This is a genomic window from Thaumasiovibrio subtropicus, from assembly GCF_019703835.1.
GTDB lineage: Bacteria > Pseudomonadota > Gammaproteobacteria > Enterobacterales > Vibrionaceae > Thaumasiovibrio > Thaumasiovibrio subtropicus.
Map to the genome: position 1 here is coordinate 2,954,041 of NZ_AP023054.1, position 18,032 is coordinate 2,972,072.

An 18,032-nucleotide genomic window follows, 5' to 3' on the forward strand; every position below is an offset into this window, starting at 1 on the left:
TAATTATGAATAATTGAATATATTTAATCACACGTTAAGTTTTACTTAACAGTGCAAACGTTTGAACGGGAAGTGACGGGAGAGATGAGTGAATATTGCATTGAGACAATTACAAGTATTTGTTTCTGTTGCGCAAGAAGGGTCGATTACGCAAGCTGCAGAAAAACTCTTCCTGACGAAACCTGCGGTAAGCATGGCCTTATCAGAGTTAGAGAAACAGCTCAATCATGCGCTCTTTGATCGCCATAAGAACCGACTTATTCTCAATCATCAAGGAAAGCAGCTACTGCCACTCGCGGCTGAACTCTTAGAGCGTGCCGGAAGCATCGCTTCATTGTTCGAAGAAGGTCGCCAACTCGCTGGCCAGCTGGCGATTGGATGCAGTGATACCGTCGGGAACCAAGTCCTCCCCTTTTTACTGCAAGATTTTCGAGAAAAAACCCAGCACAGTGAACAGAGTGTGCTTATCAGCAATACCCGAGATATCGCGGATAAACTGCTCGATTTCGAAATCGATATCGGGTTAGTGGAAGGCCGTGTACAACGCCCTTCCTTGCAATCCACCCCCTGGCTTGGCGATGAAATGGTGGTGGTTTGCTCGCCACATCATCCGCTTGCAAAGCGGAAAACTGTCACACTACTCGACTTAGAGCAAACCCAGTGGTTGCTTCGCGAGCCCGGCTCGGGCACCCGCGAGTTTTTCCTCAATCAGATCGCCGCCAGATTGGCCGATTGGAAACTGGCCTTTGAACTCAATACCACGGAAGCGTTGATCAATAGTTGCGCAGCCGGTTTAGGGATGAGTTGTCTATCACAACGTGCCGTACAGCACGCCATCGCGGACGGACGCTTAACCGCTTTGAACCTGCCACTTGATCTCCGCCGCGATTACTATTTGGTCTACCACCAGCAAAAATACCAAAGTCCGCTATTGCAAGCCTTCGTCGCCTTCTGTCAGCAGTGGCAGGACAAAAAAGTTTAAATGCGATTATCGCCGACACTGAAAGCAATGATTTGACTGATCTCGTTCAACGAGCGGCCACTTTGCTGTTGCCACTCATTGAACGCCGCTTGCGCAGCGGCATGAGAACGTTTGCTGTTCACGCCACCAGAAATAATATCGGTATGACGCAAATAGTCTTCAATATCCTTGGTGAGCAAGAAGGTCTCTTTCCCCATCACTCGTAAAGTGTACGGTCCGGTGTTTCCCCCCAAGCGATCACCTTTCTGTTTTAAAGCAGCCCAGAGACCGATGATATCCTCGCTTGGCCATTCAGCAATGAAGCGACTGAAGCTACCATGCGTCAACTGAATATCGTAAATCATCTGTGCGTTGGCACGAATCGACTTCACCCGCGTAAAGTTGCGAATAATTCGGGTATCTTGTGATTTTTGCTCCCACATCTCGTCAGGCATCATCAGCAACTTCTCAATATCAAAGCCCCAAAACACCTCTTCAAACCCGGGCCATTTATTCCGCACCACTTTCCAGCTCAGTCCAGATTGAAACACTTTCTGACTCATCGCAGCTAACCAGCGATCATCCGGCACGCTGATTAACGCATCAGCAGGCATAGGCGGCGTCAACAGCTCCTCTAACGCGGTAACGCCCCCCTTTCTTTCTGCTGCTCGTTGATAGATTGCAGTAAATTTTTCCTGCGTCATCGCGTTTTTCTCCTCCCCGCTGGACAATGCCTATAATGCTACTGTATAAAAAGCCAGTAAATCAACTTGGAGACGACCCATGGCTGTTATCATTAAATACGTGGTAGAGCGAAACGGAGAAGAAAAAATGACCTTCACCTCTAAAGCCGAAGCCGACGCTTATGACAAAATGCTGGATATGGCTGATGCCCTGTTCGCAGTAATTGAGAAGAGTGATTTGGTCGAAGACGAAGGAAAGCGTGAAGAGCTTGCGATGTTCCTCGCTGAAAATCGCGATGATGTACTGGAAGCGCTAGGGGCTAAACGTAAGCCAGCCCCGAAGAAAAAAGCCGCAAAGCCAGCCGCTGATGCAGACGCGGTGGAAGACGCAGCGTAACGCAAGCCTGTGACTCAAATCGCAGCAAATCAATCTGGCGCATCCATAGAATGCGCCATTTTTATACCCTTCTACAGCGCTAAACTTCAACTCAAAACTTCTGAAACAACATTTTCCACTTAATCTTTCGGAAACGCTTCATTAATCCGTTTTGTAGCATTAAGATGAGGGATTTGTTGTTGACCTCACACTTTTTCGGGTCGTGAATTACACAGCGCTCTACACATTTTTGAAATGGAGAATTCTCACACATGGCTAGCTTTGCACTTGCGCTAGGCACGGCAACTAAAAACCGTGATGGCAAAATCATTGAAGCATTTTTCCCTGCACCTATCCTTAATCCAAGCGACGAACTAGTCAGTGCGGTAGCAGACGTGGCTGGTTACAAAGAAGGTAACCAAGCAATTGAAGTGAATGCTTCTCAAATGTCAGCATTCGCAGCAGCATTTGAAGCAGCAGGCCAAGCACAAGCGGCACTCTTCGCGAATAAAGCAGCCTCTTCTGAGCAACCTCTGGTTGCTGTGATTCTTGCTGCTGACGAAAAACCCGCTTCTGTCGCAGAAGGTTTTTTGAAGCTGCAACTTATCTCTAACCGCCTAGTAAAACCACACGGTGTGGTACTTGATGGTATTTTCGGCCTGCTCCACAACATCGCATGGACCAACAAAGGACCAATCGACTTACCAGAGCTGGCTGAGCGCCAAATGGACGCGCGTCTGAACGGCGAAGTTATCTCTGTCGATTGTGTCGATAAGTTCCCTAAAATGGTGGATTACGTTGTACCAGCAGGTGTGCGCATCGCTGATACTTCTCGTGTACGCCTTGGTGCACATGTGGGTGAAGGCACAACCGTGATGCATGAAGGCTTCATCAACTTCAATGCAGGCACCACGGGTGTCAGCATGGTTGAAGGTCGTATCTCTGCAGGTGTTGTTGTGAACGATGGCTCAGACATCGGTGGTGGTGCTTCTATCATGGGCACACTTTCTGGCGGTGGTACCGTCGTTGTCTCTATCGGCGAAAACAGCCTACTTGGTGCCAATGCGGGTCTTGGTTTCCCACTGGGTGACCGTTGTACAATTGAATCAGGTCTATACGTAACGGCGGGCTCTAAAGTACGCATGCTGGATTCAGAAGGCAAAGAAGTCGAAGTGGTCAAAGCGCGTGATTTAGCGGGTAAACCAGACTTACTTTTCCGCCGCAACTCAGTAACGGGCCAAATCGAATGCCTCACCAACAAAACAGCGGTTGAGCTTAACAGCGAGCTTCACAGCAACAACTAATCGTGCTGTAAAAACCTTTTCAAAGCCTTCCTTTCGGAAGGCTTTTTTGTTTTCGCTTTTCTCACTCGACGGCTTCCCCACTCAAAACAAGTAACAAATTCGCAAAGCAATACCCAAATCTTGTGCATTATTGATGCTACACCATCAACGTGCTTCAAACCCTGCCATTAATGACATAAAGCTCATCGTAACCCTCCGATTTTGCAGCAAATCAGCACCTGCCATCAAAGCGACCCACTTGCACATTTGCTCACCTTTTATTGCGCATTGCCCGAAAGGACAGGGGCCTACCCTTCCAATCAGCTCAAAAAAGGCCAACCGAGACTTACTATTTTTCTCGAGCTGTTAACAAAAGCAGTCACAAAAACCCAATTTTAAAGTCAAAAAGGCAGGATTGAGAGATGACGTTAAATACCGAACTCACAACAGCAGCACGACCCCATATCGACGATATTCTAGGGCCATCATCAAGCCGTTATTTTGGTGAGGGGTTTAAACGCACCGTTTATGCTCCCCAAGTCAATTACCGTCAGGATAACGCTGAAGGCCACGTACAGATTCGTTATCGGACTGATTGGTCGAAGAAAAAGACCACCAAACCACGCAACCCTCATCTCAGTACGGTTGATGCGATTTTAATTGCAGGCCAAATTGCCTCGACCCTGCTGCAAAAAAAACATCGCCTCTCTAAATCTCACTGCCAACAAGTTTGGCTACGTAGTATCACTATCAATGCAGGTCAGCTTGCTGAAGAAGATTTGGACGCCGTCCCAGTGCACACTGAGTTACTGGCTACACGGGAAGACACTGATAGCTTGTTTGGTTTTCTGAGCCAGTTTAAGACACGTTTAGGCACGATGGAAATTGACCTCTGTTTAGACCATACCCTTGATAGTGATCCGTTAAATCAAGTTAATGAAGGGCAGTACTTTACCCAAGGCTACCTCGATCGCTTGTGTGATATCAGCGGCATCACGCCAGCCGAAGACAACTTATCGGTCACCGGCGATCTGCGCCTTCGAACTGATTATCTTCATATGCTTGATGGGGTGATGGGCGCCTACCCAATGTCGCTGATGGTGTTAGACATTGCCGTCAGTTTTGCCCAACTGGCGCAAGTCATGATGTATCGACTCGACAACCTTGACCGCGCGCAAACCAACAACCTTTGGATGCGCCACGTGACGTTAACCTGCCCTTATCCCATCGTACCGCGAGTCAAACAGACCATCTCTGTCATTAACAGAAAAAGCACCATTATTCCAATGAATGGCGAAAACTGGCGGCTTAGCACCGCGACAGGCGCAATCGCAGGCCACCCTGATTTCACCATCAAAGCTAAACTTTGCCACGCACTGCCAAAAGGAGAAAACGCATGAAAATCGCTATTTCAGGGACGTACTCAACCGGAAAAACCACATTAACTGAAGCCCTTGCCCTCGCCACTGGGGTACAAAGAACACAGGCGAGAACCATGCGGGAAATATTGCCTGATGCAGTACCGGGTAAAACGCTTGAACAATGTAATGTTTATGAGCTGATGAACCTCGGCCTATCACGTCTTTCAGAACGTGTCGTCAATGAAGAACGCGCCGGGGAGCACTACTTCTCAGATGGATCATGCTTGCATGAATGGGTCTATGGCGCCGCGAGATTGCAAACGGGCATCAATCCAGCCGATGGTAACCTCCTTCTCGCACTAAAACGCTTAATCGGTATGCCCTTTGCTGCAACACACATTGGCTATATGAAGGCATTTGGTGATGTGGTAAAGCGTCATGCAAAAAATACCTACACTCACTTTGTCCACTTGCCTGTTGAGTTCGACCTTGTTGCGGATGGTCACCGCCCGGTATCTGAATCTTTTCGCAAACTCTCAAATGATCTGTTGCTTTCGACCTTACAAGAACTGCAGATCCCTTATATTGAAGCAGGTGGCGACCTCAGCACTCGCATTCACACCATCACCGATCATTTTGGTATTCCGCTAAAAATGGATCCTGAACTCGCGATTGAGTTAGCGGTGAAAAAGGTAAAAGCTGAAGCGATTGAAATAGAAAACCATCGTCTTGCTGTCTTAAACACCCAACAAGCCTAGCCTGCACATTGGATCTGGATTGCAGTACCAGATCCCTGCCTACATCAATCCCATTTCATTGGCGCGAATCGCGGCATAGGTTCGGTTGTTCACATTCAACTTCTTATAGATATTTTGTAGGTGGAACTTCACTGTCCGTTCAGTGATCGACATGAGCTGACTGATTTCCCAGTTACTCTTTCCATACCTTAACCAGATCAAGATCTCTCTTTCACGGGAAGATAAATCAATACCCGTGTCAGGTACACTCCCCCCACCAAGCTGTTTCACGGCGTGGTGCAGGTGAGGAGCGAGAAAGTAGATCGCATTGATCTCATCTTCACTAGGTTGTCTATTGCCAAAAGACATCAGCAACATATTGTTGAGTTGCGGCCCAGGTGCGCCATAGACGATCAAGCGGCGTCCGAAGATGGGATGTGCGATCGGATCCACCGCCAACAATGAACGACCCAATCGGTTATCAAGCGAGATAAACAGCGGATCCTTCTGCCATTGCGTGTCTGTTAAGCAAGCCTTGAGCTTCTCGACGGGAAAGTTAATGCAAACAGGCAAAGACACGAGCGTTAATGGCCATTCGCCAAGAAGACAAAACTGGTGTGGTACCACCTTTGCGAACGCGCGAAACCACGCTTTTAACTCGTTCTCCGTGGTGATGTTTGACACTTGCTGCGTGAGCTGGAAAAACTGCTCCTTGTCCATAGCCTGTCCCTTGTGATCATTTCCCATTGACTATCATGCTCTGCGAGAAGACAAAGAGACCTGCCACGACGCTGACTATCGCGGTCTCTTTAAAATTGCAGACTGATACTCAAGCCACCTCAAGATGGCTTCATTGAATATGCACATCATTTAATACAGACAAACAAGGGAGATAAAGCAAGTCGCCTATTGAGAAAGGAAAGATGAGAAGGTAAACATCATTAACTGAAATCGATTACATTGTCATTTCAGCATTAGTTTGCGTAGGATAACCAAAAAAAAGCGCAGCCATTGCTGCGCACCTTACTTACCACTTTCTCCACCGCTCTCGGCCTGCATCGTAGTCTAACTGGAACGACCAACCATGAGGCAAGTCATGGCAGATCCCCAGATAAGGCTTACCTATTCGCCCCAGCATCCACGCATTGCTGCTCTCACAGTACTGCGCTTTGCCAATCGCATACCCTTCTTCATAGAGCGAGAGCGCTTCCTCATTCATCGACGCATTTCGGACATGTAAGCCACGCAATGCATCTTCCTCACCCAGTTGATACCACTGCTCGTTATTCGCATACTCTGCAACATAGGTAGACTGGCATCCGACGAGCGCTATGGGTGCAAGTAGCCATAAAAGCTTAGTTTTCATGTACACCTCCCACTACATTCTGCACACGATTTCGATGTTCAGAATGCGAGCGAAATCCTAGACTAATTAACGTATAGCTTAACGCTGCAGCAACCAAAAGCAATACGCCCAAGTGCCATGCGTTGGCGATACCTAACGACATCAACCCCATGCTTAGCAATGAAGCAAATACCATTTGGCAAGCCCCCGATAACGCAGCAACTGCCCCCGCATTATCTTTGTATGGCAAGAGAAGTTGCGACTGCGCACAAGGAAAAGCAACACCATTCGCAACTATCATTAGAAATTGACCGGACATGACCGCAAAAGGTGTCAACGGACATAATATAAGCCACATACCTGCTGTTACCTGAATCAGAGGCGCAAATTTCAGCATCTTCTCTGTCCCTATACGTGGTCTAAATCGGTTACAGATCATCCCTCCGACAAGGAGGCCACACGTAGGCAGCAAAGACCACATCGCATACTGATCTGAGCTCATCCCTATTTCAACTTGCATCACAAACGGCATCAAAGAGATAGCCACGACCACCAGCCCATAGTTCAACCAGCCAATCGCAGAAAAACTGACAAAATAGGCCGAACCCGCGAGTTGCTTGTACTGCTTTAGCATGACTTTCGGAGACTGAATCGACTTACGTTTCGCAAGGGTCTCTTTAAATATCACCACAAAGATCAACCATACCAGTGCCACGTATGAGAGCAGCACAACAAACACCGCCAACCAGCCAAAATGATGATTAATGAAACCACCAATAACGGGGGCGATAATCGGACAAATGGATGCGACCATGGCTAACCACGTTAACGCTTGGGTCAAATGGCCTGCACTGTAGCTGTCTCGAATAGAGGCACGGGCTAATACCGCACAGCATCCCGCGCCTAAGCCTTGAATAAATCGCCCCGCCAGCAACCATTCAAATTGCGCAGCACCCACCACTGACACCGTTAGCCCCAATACCGCCAGCAATAACCCAATCAATAAAATCGGCTTGCGACCTAGAGAATCAGAGAGGGGGCCATACAGTAACTGCGATGGACCAAAGCCGAGTAAATAGATTGAAATAAGTAGCTGAACTTGTTCTGCTGGTAATTGAAATTCTTGGGCAATCCAAGGTAGAGAGGGAAACAGCAACCCAACACTGAGTTGACCAATACTAACGATAAGGCAAGCGAGTAAGACAGGGCGAAACAAAAATTTATCTGGCATTGAATGACCTCCACCCGACTATTATCGCCCGAAAACCCAATATTGAGTGCGGAAACCTCGTCAGGGGATTCGGTCCTAGCAGGAAAGATTAGTATCACGCCTTTAGAACTGACACAGAGATGCGGAAATCACCTCAGGATGGATAAGCATAAAAAAAGCCGCGATAACCATCGCGGCTTTCCTTTCACGCATACCCAAGCATTACTCTGCTTGGGTATCGCACAACCGATTAACCCGTTAGGTCATCAAAGAACTTCTTCACGCCTTTGAAGAAGCCTTCTGCTTTCGGTTTATGTTTCGTTGCTGCTGCGCCACCACAAGACTCTTCTAGCTCTTTCAGAAGTTCTTTTTGACGACTACTGAGGTTCACAGGTGTTTCCACAACCAGTTTACACATCAGATCACCCACTGCACCGCTACGCACCGACTTAACGCCTTTGCCACGCATACGGAACATACGATCCGTTTGAGTTTCAGCCGGTACTTTCAGGCTCACACGGCCATCGAGGGTCGGCACTTCCACCTCACCACCCAAGGCGGCCATGGTAAAGCTGACTGGCACTTCACAGTAAAGGTTATTACCATCGCGCTCAAAGATGTTGTGCTCGCGGACATGCACTTGCACATACAAATCGCCCGCTGGTGCACCAAACTCACCCGCTTCACCTTCACCCGAAAGGCGAATACGGTCGCCCGTATCAACACCAGCAGGGATCTTCACAGACAAAGTCTTACTCTTCTGCACTCGACCTTGACCATGACAGGCGTTACATGGATCTTTGATGATCTTACCGCGACCATGACAGGTTGGACACGTCTGCTGCACGGCAAAGAAACCTTGGCGCATCTGCACTTGACCGTGACCATGACAGGTACCACAGGTCGTTGCTGATGTGCCCGGTTTTGCACCGCTACCATCACAGACATCACAATGTTGTAAGGTAGGGACTTCAATCTCTTTGGTCACACCACGGACCGCTTCTTCCAGCGTTAATTCCATGTTGTAGCGTAGGTCTGAACCGCGCTGTGCACGCTGTTGACGTCGACCACCACCGCCACCGAAAATATCACCAAAGACATCACCGAAGATGTCACCAAAATCTGCACCGCCGCCACCGAAGCCGCCACCGCCCATACCACCTTGCTCAAATGCGGCATGGCCATATTGGTCGTAAGCTGCTTTCTTCTGCGCATCGGTCAGAATTTCATAAGCTTCTTTTACTTCTTTAAATTTTTCTGCAGCGCTTTCATCACCCGCGTTACGGTCAGGGTGAAATTTCATCGCAAGACGTTTGTACGCCTTTTTAATATCGCGCTCAGAGGCGTCACGACCGACACCCAACACTTCATAATAATCGCGTTTCGACATATTGATCAGAACCTGCTTTAAATACAGCGACGGGCGCAGGAGGTAACTCCAACGCCCGCGCTGCTTAAAATAACACTAACTAGCTAGTCTTATTTTTTGTCGTCTTTAACTTCTTCAAACTCAGCATCAACAACATCGTCGTCTTGCTGTGCTTGCTGACCACCTTCAGCGCCGGCACCTTCAGCAGCTTGCTGAGCTTGTGCTTGCTGTTGAGCGATTTCCATCAGCTTTTGAGAAGCTTGAACTAGCTCTTGTACTTTCGCGTCGATTTCTTCTTTATCTTCGCCTTTCGCAGCCGTCTCTAGCGCAGAAACCGCAGCTTCAATTGACGCTTTATCGTCAGCTGGTAGTGCTTCACCTGCTTCTTCGATCTGCTTACGAGTACCGTGTACAAGTTGGTCCGCTTGGTTACGCGCAGTCACTAGCTCTTCGAACTTCTTGTCCGACTCAGCATTTGCTTCTGCTTCTTGAACCATCTTGTTGATTTCGTCTTCGCTTAGACCACCAGACGCTTGGATAGTGATCTTCTGCTCTTTACCTGTGCTCTTGTCTTTCGCAGAAACGTGTAGGATACCGTCAGCATCAAGGTCGAAAGTCACTTCGATTTGAGGCATACCACGTGGCGCAGGTTGAATGCCTTCTAGGTTAAATTGACCTAGAGACTTGTTATCTAGAGAACGCTTACGCTCACCCTGAAGTACGTGGATAGTTACCGCGCTTTGGTTATCTTCAGCCGTAGAGAACACTTGGTTCGCTTTCGTTGGGATAGTGGTGTTCTTCTCGATAAGCTTGGTCATCACACCACCCATCGTCTCGATACCGAGAGAGAGAGGCGTAACGTCTAGCAGTAGAACGTCTTTCACGTCACCGGCCAGTACACCACCTTGAACAGCAGCACCCATTGCAACCGCTTCATCTGGGTTCACGTCTTTACGTGGCTCTTTACCGAAGAACTCAGTCACTTTCGCTTGAACCATAGGCATACGCGTCTGGCCACCCACTAGGATAACGTCAGTGATGTCGCCTACAGAAAGGTCTGCATCAGAAAGTGCAATCTTCAATGGCTCTAGAGAGCGTTGAACAAGATCTTCAACCAATGACTCAAGCTTCGCACGTGTTACTTTCACGTTCATGTGCTTAGGACCTGTCGCATCTGCCGTTACGTATGGCAGGTTAACGTCAGTTTGCTGTGCAGAAGAAAGCTCAATCTTCGCTTTTTCAGCCGCTTCTTTCACACGCTGCATCGCAAGCGGGTCATTCTTAAGGTCGATACCTTGATCTTTCTTAAACTCGTCAACCAAGTAGTTGATCATGCGGTTATCGAAGTCTTCACCACCAAGGTGAGTGTCACCGTTAGTTGCAAGTACTTCAAAGGTCTTCTCGCCTTCAACTTCGTCGATTTCGATGATAGAGATATCGAACGTACCACCACCTAAGTCGTAAACAGCGATAGTGCGGTCACCGCCATCTTTATCTAGGCCGTATGCCAATGCTGCCGCTGTTGGCTCATTGATAATACGCTTAACTTCTAGACCTGCGATACGGCCAGCATCTTTGGTTGCTTGACGCTGTGCATCGTTAAAGTACGCAGGTACTGTGATAACAGCGCCAGTCACTTCCTCACCAAGGAAGTCTTCCGCTGTTTTCTTCATTTTCTTAAGAACTTCAGCAGAAACCTGAGGTGCCGCCATTTTTTGGCCTTTCGCTTCTACCCATGCATCGCCATTGTCAGCTTTAACAATTTTGTATGGCATGATTTCGATGTCGCGCTGGACTTCTTCGTCTTCAAAACGACGACCGATTAGACGCTTAATCGCAAATAGCGTGTTCTCTGGGTTAGTTACCGCTTGACGTTTAGCTGGTTGACCAACCAGAGTCTCACCGTCTTGGGTGTAAGCGATAACCGATGCGGTAGTACGCTCACCTTCAGCATTCTCGATAACACGTGGCGCATCGCCATCTAGTACTGCTACACAAGAGTTGGTTGTACCCAAGTCGATACCAATGATTTTACCCATCAGGTTTTCTCCGAAATTCGTTGTTTCATCTTTAATTACCGAAGCGCGGACTGCAATCTTCGATAAAGGGATAAGCACATTCAGCGTATCCCAGAATGGTTTATGACCTTGTATGACTCATAGATAAGGGCGGCAAACCCCTTTTCAAGGGCAAAAAGGAAAAAAAACACAAAAAATAAAAAAACCCGCAAAATGACGGGTTTTTTCAATCATTTGACTATCGAACAATTTCGATAGCCACTGCCATTTGGGCCTTTAATGGCTGACTAGCCTGCCCAAATTAGCACTTAAGCTTGCGTATCGACGTTACCCGCAGCGGCTTTTGATACCATCACCATTGCAGGACGCACAACACGACCATTCAGCTCATACCCTTTTTGCATCACCATCATCACCGTGTTTGGCTCATGCTCCGCACTCTCTTGGATCGACATGGCTTGATGCAATTCAGGGTTAAACGGTTCGTTCACTGGATTGATCTCTTTAAGACCAAACTTCGCAACGGTATCCGTCATGGTTTTCAGAGTCAGTTCAACACCTTCCACCATTGGCTTGATCGCTTCGTCGCTCTTATCCGCCATATCAACCGCACGTTCCATGTTGTCGATAACCGGTAGCAACTCGCCAGCAAAACGCTCAAGGGCAAACTTACGCGCTTTATCGATCTCTTGCTCAGTACGACGACGCATGTTTTCTACTTCAGCTTTCGCACGTAAAACAGAATCACGCTGCTCTTGTACTGTGGCATCCGATTGCGCTAGCGCCTTCTTAAGCTCTTCGATTTTCGTTTCGAGCAAGCTTTCTTGAGTTTGCTCTTCTGCACCCTCTTCCACTCGCTGCTCTTCTTGCTCAGCAGATTCTACTGCAGCCTCTTGCTGCTCATCCTGTACTTTGTTCTCTTCTTTGCTCATGTTCACTCCGCCAAGAACTCGAAATTACCCGGGATAACAAATTCCCATAAACTGTTGTTGCTTATTATGGGGATGAAGTGGCGCGATTCAAGCGTCTAATGGTCACAATTCACCACAAACGCGATACAAGTGGCGACATTTGCGACAAGAGAGCGCTATACTGGCTCAACCTTATTACCAAGGATCAACGACATGGAGCGGATCTTTAATACTATCGCCCTCATTGGCAAGCCCCGAAATCCGGAAGCAATTCAGACGCACCAAAATCTCTATAATTGGCTGACGGCGCGTAACTATCGGGTACTCGTTGAACAACGACTCTCTAATGATCTTGATATCCCCGCTTCTGATTTCCACGACATGATTGCCATGGGCCAACAGGCTGACCTTGCGATTGTTGTGGGTGGTGATGGCAACATGCTCGGTGCGGCGCGCGTTCTATCCCGTTTTGATATAGCAGTAATTGGGGTAAACCGTGGCAACTTAGGTTTCTTGACTGACCTTGATCCCGACGATTTTGAAACTGAACTCGGTGAAGTACTTAACGGCGATTTTCAACCTGAATACCGTTTCTTACTGGAAGCCGAGGTCTATCGCCACGGCCAACTCAAAAGCCGTAACGGCGCACTCAACGAATGTGTTCTCCACCCCGGCAAAGTGGCGCATATGATCGAGTTTGAAGTCTACATTGATGACAAATTCGCGTTTTCGCAGCGCTCTGATGGCCTCATCGTCGCGACACCCACGGGCTCTACGGCTTATTCGCTCTCTGCGGGTGGTGCCATTCTCTCGCCGAGTATTAATGCCATTACCTTAGTCCCTAAGTTTCCGCACACGCTTTCCAGTCGTCCTCTCGTCGTCGATGGCAATCGCCGCATTAAGCTTGTGGTTCCGCCAGGAAATAGCGACTCGCTTGAAGTGCGTTGTGATGGACAAGTCTCCTTGCCAGTGAATCCGGGCGATGAAATCCACATCTATCAAAGCCCTGAACAGCTCCACTTAGTGCACCCGAACTCTTACAACTATTACAACGTGTTACGTAATAAACTCGGTTGGTCGAGTAAGCTGTTCTAGTCCCCCCAACCCTCTCCTGAAAGCCGACGCCGAGTCGGCTTTTTTGTTTCCCCATTCAATCTCACCACCTATACCTTTTACAAAAAACTTGCGACCGCCCTCACCCTCGTAGAAAAAAACACACAAAAAAGTTTACTGTATACAAACACAGTATATACTGTGCATTAATACAGGTGTTGATTTAAACAGGTGAACACACATGCTTACTCACATGACCATTGCTAACTTCGCGATCGTAAAACAGCTCGACTTTGAGTTAATGGCCGGAATGACCACCATCACAGGGGAAACGGGCGCAGGTAAATCCATTGCCATTGATGCGCTCGGCCTTTGCTTAGGCGATCGCGCCGAAGCCAGCATGGTACGCCCAGGTGAAGAGAAAGCCGAGATCAACGCCACCTTTGCATTAGAGAACAACACCGCGGCACGTCGTTGGCTAGAAGATAACGAACTCATGGATGGCGAAGAGTGCATTTTGCGCCGCGTCATCACAAAAGAGGGGCGTTCACGCGGGTTTATTAATGGCAGCCCAGTACCCGCATCCCAACAACGCGCACTCGGCCAATTGCTGATCAACATTCACGGCCAGCATGCACACCAACAGTTAGTGAAACCAGAACACCAACTCAATATGCTTGATCAATATGCGGGGCACATCGCACTCATTGAGAAAGCCCAAGCACGCTATCAAACTTGGCGCCAGAGCCACAATCACCTCAAAAGCTTGATTCAAAACCGTGATAACAACATGGCGCAAAAACAGTTGTTGGAATACCAAGTAAAAGAGCTCAATGAACTGAATGTCGCCGAAGGGGAATTTGAGCAAATCGAAGAAGAGCACAAACGCCTCTCTAACAGCAGTGAACTGGCCGCAACCAGCCAACAAGTGCTGGATATGCTTTTTGATGGCGAAGAGGTCAACGTCTTGCAGCTTCTTCAAACCGCCAGCCACAAGTTAATTGAACTCAACGAGTTAGACAGTCAACTCGCCCATTTGGCACCCATGGTGGAAGAAGCAACCATTCAGATTCAAGAAACATCTGGTGAGCTGCGCAATTACATGGAAAGCATGGAGATGGATCCCGAGCGCTTCCACTATCTTGATGAACGTTTAGGCCGTGTCATGTCTTTAGCACGCAAACACTATGTTCAGCCTGACGAGCTCTACACTAAGCACCAACAACTGTTAGAAGAGCTGAGTAGCCTCGATTGCAGTGATGAAAAGCTTGAAGAGCTGCAACAGCAAGTTGATGCGGAGAAAGAAAAATACCTCACCGCCTGTGAAAAACTCAGCAAAAGCCGCCAGCGGTATGCCAAAGAGCTCAACAAGAAAATCACCTCTAGCATGCACGAACTGAGCATGGAGCACGGTACCTTCTGTATCGACGTGAGCCCAAGTGAAACACAGCTTACTCCACGCGGGTTTGATCGGGTTGATTTCTTAGTCTCAACTAACCCGGGCCAACCGCTTTCTCCCTTGGCCAAAGTGGCATCTGGGGGCGAACTCTCACGTATCTCGTTGGCCATTCAGGTCATTACCGCGCAAAAAGTGGATACCCCAAGTTTGATTTTCGATGAAGTCGACGTTGGGATCAGCGGCCCAACCGCTGCGGTTGTTGGTAAGTTACTACGACAACTCGGCCAATCAACCCAAGTCATGTGTGTGACCCACCTGCCGCAAGTCGCAGGATGTGGCCATCAACAGATGTTTGTCGCCAAGAAGACGCAAAAAGGCCAAACCGAAACGCGTATGAAACTGCTCGACAGTGATGCCCGTGTGGGTGAACTGGCACGCCTGCTTGGTGGCAGCGAAATCACCGACACCACCCTCGCCAATGCCAGAGAACTGCTTATTGCGGCGTAATGTCGCAATTAACGCGAACTCTCATACTAAACGACGGTCTTAATCCCCGATGGCCGCTGCTCAATACGCAGTGGTCTCGCTGCACCTCTCACTGGCAAACACCTAACCGCAAGGCTTCTATATAAAAAGCCCTGTTAATACGGTGTCATCGCTGCCCCGTTTTCGCTATCTCGCGGTTTCGAGTGGAGAGAGTGCCAATTGTATTGAAAGTGCGCTATCATCAGCGCCAGACGCTCAGTTTGACGCACTGCCACGCTCAACTATGGCAGCATGAGCGAGTGAAATAGATACGCGATAACGCGTCACTCCCAGCGACAAACCGCACCAATAAAGCATAGCGAAAGCTACTAGGGAAAAGGTGGATTAGAACAACCGTGGCTATCAAGAAACTTGCCGTAATGGCCCTTCTCGCAGGCGTATTAGGCGGCTGCTCTGTGGCAGACCGTTTGGTCTACAAGATTGACATCAACCAAGGTAACTACATTGTTGATGAAGACGTAAACAAGCTTCGTTTTGGCATGAGCCGAGAGCAAGTTCGCTTTGTATTGGGCTCCCCGATGCTCGTCGAGAGCCACGATCCAAATACTTGGTTTTACATCTACCACCAGCAGCCCGGCCATGATGACATCGTTCAACGCAACCTAATTGTACTCTTCGATGAGCAAGGCTTGCTGACCCATATCGACGGCGACTATGCCCCTGGCGAACAGTTTTATACGCCTATCGGCTAATGCCCCTCGCTTTGCGTTAACCGCTAAACATAAAAAAAACAGCCTGATTCAATCAGGCTGTTTTTTGTATATTCGCATTCTCAATTCGTACTATTTGCTTTTCTTAGCTTCTTGTTCAGCGAGTTTCGCTTTCTCAGCACGCTTACGGCGAATCTCACGCGGGTCGGCAATCAATGGGCGGTAAATCTCGATTCTATCCCCTTCTCGCACCGTCGCATCCAGTTTCACATTCCGGCTATAGACACCGACTTTATTTTTGCTGAGGTCAATGTCTGGAAACATCGCTAAAATGCCCGATTGGCGAATGATCTGCTCAACCGTACTTTCTGTTTTGGCGATCACTTTAATCACGCGCTGAATATTGGGCAGTGCATACACTACCTCAACATGAATCATGCCTTCAGAACTCATACACTTCCTTCGCGCGCTGGGTAAAAGCTTGCACCATGCTGCCCGTTAATTCTTTAAACACCTTACCAAAAGCCATCTCTACCATACGGTTAGTAAACTCAAAATCGAGTTCAAGCTCCACCTTACACGCTTGGGCATCCAGCTCGATAAACTTCCAGCCACCGACGAGCTTTTTGAAAGGGCCATCGACTAACTGCATTTCAATACGATGAAAGCTTTCGAGTACATTGCGCGTGGTAAAGGTTTTTCGGATTCCTGCCTTCGCGACATCCACAGAAGCCATCATATGCTGATCAGAACGCTCCAGAATCGTACTTCCGGTACACCCCGGTAGAAACTCAGGGTAAGCATCCACATCATTCACCAAATCAAACATTTGCTGCGCACTGAAAGGCACTAATGCAGTACGACAAATCTGCGGCATAAGGTCTCCTTAAAACAAATAGACTACCGGCATGGGTCACAGTAATGACAAAGCTATGACAACCGATACCGCGATGATACCATTACTCGCGAAAGAGCCAAAATTGGCCTAACCCGTGCCCATAGCGGCACATCGACCAGCCTTAGCTGGGACAGGAAAAAAGAAGTATGGCAAAGAAACCTAAAAAGAAGCCGTCTGACAATACCATTGCGCAAAATCGCTCCGCACGTCATGAGTTTTCGATTCATGATGATTATGAAGCTGGCATGGAGTTACAGGGCTGGGAAATCAAAGCGATTCGTCATGGCAAGGTGAACCTCACCGAGAGCTACGTGTTCTTGCGTAATGGTGAAGCCTTCATTTCCGGCATGACCATTACCCCACTACAAGCGGCATCTACACATGTTGTCGCAGACCCAACCCGTGTACGTAAGCTACTCCTCAACCGTCGCGAGCTCGATAAGTTAGCCGGTGCGGTTAACCGTGATGGCGAAACCATTGTCGCCCTTTCGATGTACTGGAAAGGCTCGTGGGTGAAAATGAAGATCGGTACCGCAAAAGGTAAGAAAATGCACGATAAGCGCGCCGACAAGAAAGACAGAGATTGGCAACGTGACAAAGCGCGCATCATGAAAAACGCGAATCGCTAAGCAAAACAGAGTGTTTTGAGCGATTTTTGCTGAAAAGCGTTGAATAATCGAGCAATTACATAACGGCAGTGGTCATATTGATTGACGCTGGCGTTTTTTCTGATAGCATTTCTAGATCTCAGGGGCTGATTCAGGATTCGACAGGATCACGAAGGCTCGTGGAGCATGCCGAGGTGCGGTTGGCCTCGCTAAAAAACCGCAAAAAAATAGTCGCAAACGACGAAAACTACGCACTAGCAGCTTAATAACCTGCATAGAGCCTATCCTCCCTAGCCTTAGCCTGTAGGACGGGGATCCAGGGTAGTCAAACCCAAACAGGATCGCGTGGATGATTTGACCTGGGATCTGAAGCGTTAAACTCGATTCAGGTGTGTCTCTGTATGGCGTGTTTGTCCGCAGTGCATTGACGAGAATAAAGATAAACTAAGCATGTAGCGCCATTAGTTAGACTGATTTTGGACGCGGGTTCAACTCCCGCCAGCTCCACCAAACGTTTGGAACGGGACGTCTCAGGACGTCCCGTTTTAGTATCTAAACCCCTCCAAATCATTAAGTTATCTAATCTTAATGTCTCATGTTGTCTCACAATATCTTGCTGCTTTA

18 protein-coding genes and 1 other RNA gene are annotated in these 18,032 nt (G+C 48.3%); 10 read left to right on the forward strand and 9 right to left on the reverse strand.

Going from position 1 to position 18,032, the window contains the following annotated elements; all coding sequences use genetic code 11:
- Positions 1-88 precede the first annotated feature (88 nt).
- Complete coding sequence (locus TSUB_RS13120) at positions 89-982, forward strand: LysR family transcriptional regulator (RefSeq protein WP_087018722.1); 894 nt, start codon at positions 89-91, stop codon at positions 980-982.
- Here the strand turns inward: TSUB_RS13120 and TSUB_RS13125 are convergent.
- Positions 979-1,665, reverse strand: a complete 687-nt coding sequence (locus tag TSUB_RS13125) for a DNA-3-methyladenine glycosylase I (RefSeq protein ID WP_087018725.1) — start codon at positions 1,663-1,665, stop codon at positions 979-981. The two genes, TSUB_RS13120 and TSUB_RS13125, sit on opposite strands and share 4 nt — an antisense overlap.
- Positions 1,666-1,744: 79 nt before the next feature.
- On the opposite strand from TSUB_RS13125, the gene TSUB_RS13130 reads away from it, so the two are divergent.
- The 4 genes from TSUB_RS13130 (at position 1,745) to TSUB_RS13145 (ending at position 5,422) form a co-directional block, all read left to right on the forward strand.
- A complete protein-coding gene (locus tag TSUB_RS13130) occupies positions 1,745-2,041 on the forward strand; it encodes a YebG family protein (RefSeq protein ID WP_087018727.1) in 297 nt (98 codons plus the stop codon).
- A 251-nt stretch (positions 2,042-2,292) separates the two neighbouring features.
- Positions 2,293-3,324 (forward strand): 2,3,4,5-tetrahydropyridine-2,6-dicarboxylate N-succinyltransferase, encoded by a 1,032-nt coding sequence (dapD, locus tag TSUB_RS13135; protein WP_087018729.1) that lies wholly within the window; start codon positions 2,293-2,295, stop codon positions 3,322-3,324.
- Between the two features lie 401 nt (positions 3,325-3,725).
- Positions 3,726-4,703, forward strand: a complete 978-nt coding sequence (locus tag TSUB_RS13140) for an AvrD family protein (RefSeq protein WP_087018731.1) — start codon at positions 3,726-3,728, stop codon at positions 4,701-4,703.
- The gene (locus tag TSUB_RS13145) at positions 4,700-5,422 is read left to right on the forward strand and encodes an ATP/GTP-binding protein (RefSeq protein ID WP_087018733.1); all 723 of its coding nucleotides are present in this window, start codon (positions 4,700-4,702) and stop codon (positions 5,420-5,422) included. The genes TSUB_RS13140 and TSUB_RS13145 overlap by 4 nt, the downstream gene beginning before the upstream one ends.
- A gap of 39 nt (positions 5,423-5,461) precedes the next feature.
- On the opposite strand, the gene TSUB_RS13150 is transcribed toward TSUB_RS13145, so the two are convergent.
- The 6 genes from TSUB_RS13150 to grpE all read right to left on the reverse strand — a co-directional run bounded on the left by TSUB_RS13150 (position 5,462) and on the right by grpE (position 12,275).
- Positions 5,462-6,121: a helix-turn-helix transcriptional regulator gene (locus tag TSUB_RS13150; RefSeq protein WP_202819740.1), complete on the reverse strand. Its 660-nt coding sequence runs from the start codon at positions 6,119-6,121 to the stop codon at positions 5,462-5,464.
- 307 nt (positions 6,122-6,428) lie between these two features.
- Positions 6,429-6,767 carry a DUF2799 domain-containing protein gene (locus TSUB_RS13155; protein WP_087018737.1) on the reverse strand — a complete coding sequence of 113 codons (339 nt, stop codon included), beginning with the start codon at positions 6,765-6,767 and terminating at the stop codon, positions 6,429-6,431.
- Positions 6,757-7,977, reverse strand: a complete 1,221-nt coding sequence (locus TSUB_RS13160; protein ID WP_087018739.1) for a multidrug effflux MFS transporter — start codon at positions 7,975-7,977, stop codon at positions 6,757-6,759. The genes TSUB_RS13155 and TSUB_RS13160 overlap by 11 nt, the downstream gene beginning before the upstream one ends.
- A 229-nt stretch (positions 7,978-8,206) precedes the next feature.
- Positions 8,207-9,346, reverse strand: coding sequence for a molecular chaperone DnaJ (gene dnaJ / locus TSUB_RS13165; RefSeq protein ID WP_087018741.1), 1,140 nt, complete (start codon positions 9,344-9,346; stop codon positions 8,207-8,209).
- A gap of 89 nt (positions 9,347-9,435) precedes the next feature.
- Entirely contained in the window at positions 9,436-11,364 is a 1,929-nt protein-coding gene (gene dnaK / locus TSUB_RS13170) for a molecular chaperone DnaK (RefSeq protein ID WP_087018743.1), read from the reverse strand.
- A gap of 287 nt (positions 11,365-11,651) precedes the next feature.
- Positions 11,652-12,275, reverse strand: coding sequence for a nucleotide exchange factor GrpE (grpE, locus tag TSUB_RS13175; protein ID WP_087018744.1), 624 nt, complete (start codon positions 12,273-12,275; stop codon positions 11,652-11,654).
- 183 nt (positions 12,276-12,458) lie between these two features.
- Here grpE and nadK point away from each other — a divergent pair, with 183 nt between their 5' ends.
- From nadK to bamE, 3 genes are all read left to right on the forward strand, one after another.
- A complete protein-coding gene (gene nadK / locus TSUB_RS13180) occupies positions 12,459-13,349 on the forward strand; it encodes an NAD(+) kinase (RefSeq protein ID WP_246616463.1) in 891 nt (296 codons plus the stop codon).
- A 199-nt stretch (positions 13,350-13,548) separates the two neighbouring features.
- A complete protein-coding gene (gene recN, locus TSUB_RS13185; protein ID WP_087018748.1) occupies positions 13,549-15,213 on the forward strand; it encodes a DNA repair protein RecN in 1,665 nt (554 codons plus the stop codon).
- A gap of 374 nt (positions 15,214-15,587) precedes the next feature.
- Positions 15,588-15,944, forward strand: coding sequence for an outer membrane protein assembly factor BamE (gene bamE / locus TSUB_RS13190; protein ID WP_414718339.1), 357 nt, complete (start codon positions 15,588-15,590; stop codon positions 15,942-15,944).
- A gap of 90 nt (positions 15,945-16,034) precedes the next feature.
- Here bamE and TSUB_RS13195 read toward each other — a convergent pair whose 3' ends face one another.
- Together TSUB_RS13195 and TSUB_RS13200 are read right to left on the reverse strand one after the other, a co-directional pair.
- Positions 16,035-16,355 (reverse strand): RnfH family protein, encoded by a 321-nt coding sequence (locus TSUB_RS13195; protein WP_087018751.1) that lies wholly within the window; start codon positions 16,353-16,355, stop codon positions 16,035-16,037.
- Entirely contained in the window at positions 16,345-16,779 is a 435-nt protein-coding gene (locus TSUB_RS13200; protein ID WP_087018753.1) for an SRPBCC family protein, read from the reverse strand. The genes TSUB_RS13195 and TSUB_RS13200 overlap by 11 nt, the downstream gene beginning before the upstream one ends.
- 167 nt (positions 16,780-16,946) lie before the next feature.
- On the opposite strand from TSUB_RS13200, the gene smpB reads away from it, so the two are divergent.
- Positions 16,947-17,429, forward strand: coding sequence for an SsrA-binding protein SmpB (gene smpB / locus TSUB_RS13205; protein ID WP_087018755.1), 483 nt, complete (start codon positions 16,947-16,949; stop codon positions 17,427-17,429).
- A gap of 121 nt (positions 17,430-17,550) precedes the next feature.
- Positions 17,551-17,918: a transfer-messenger RNA gene (gene ssrA, locus TSUB_RS13210) on the forward strand.
- Positions 17,919-18,032 lie beyond the last annotated feature (114 nt).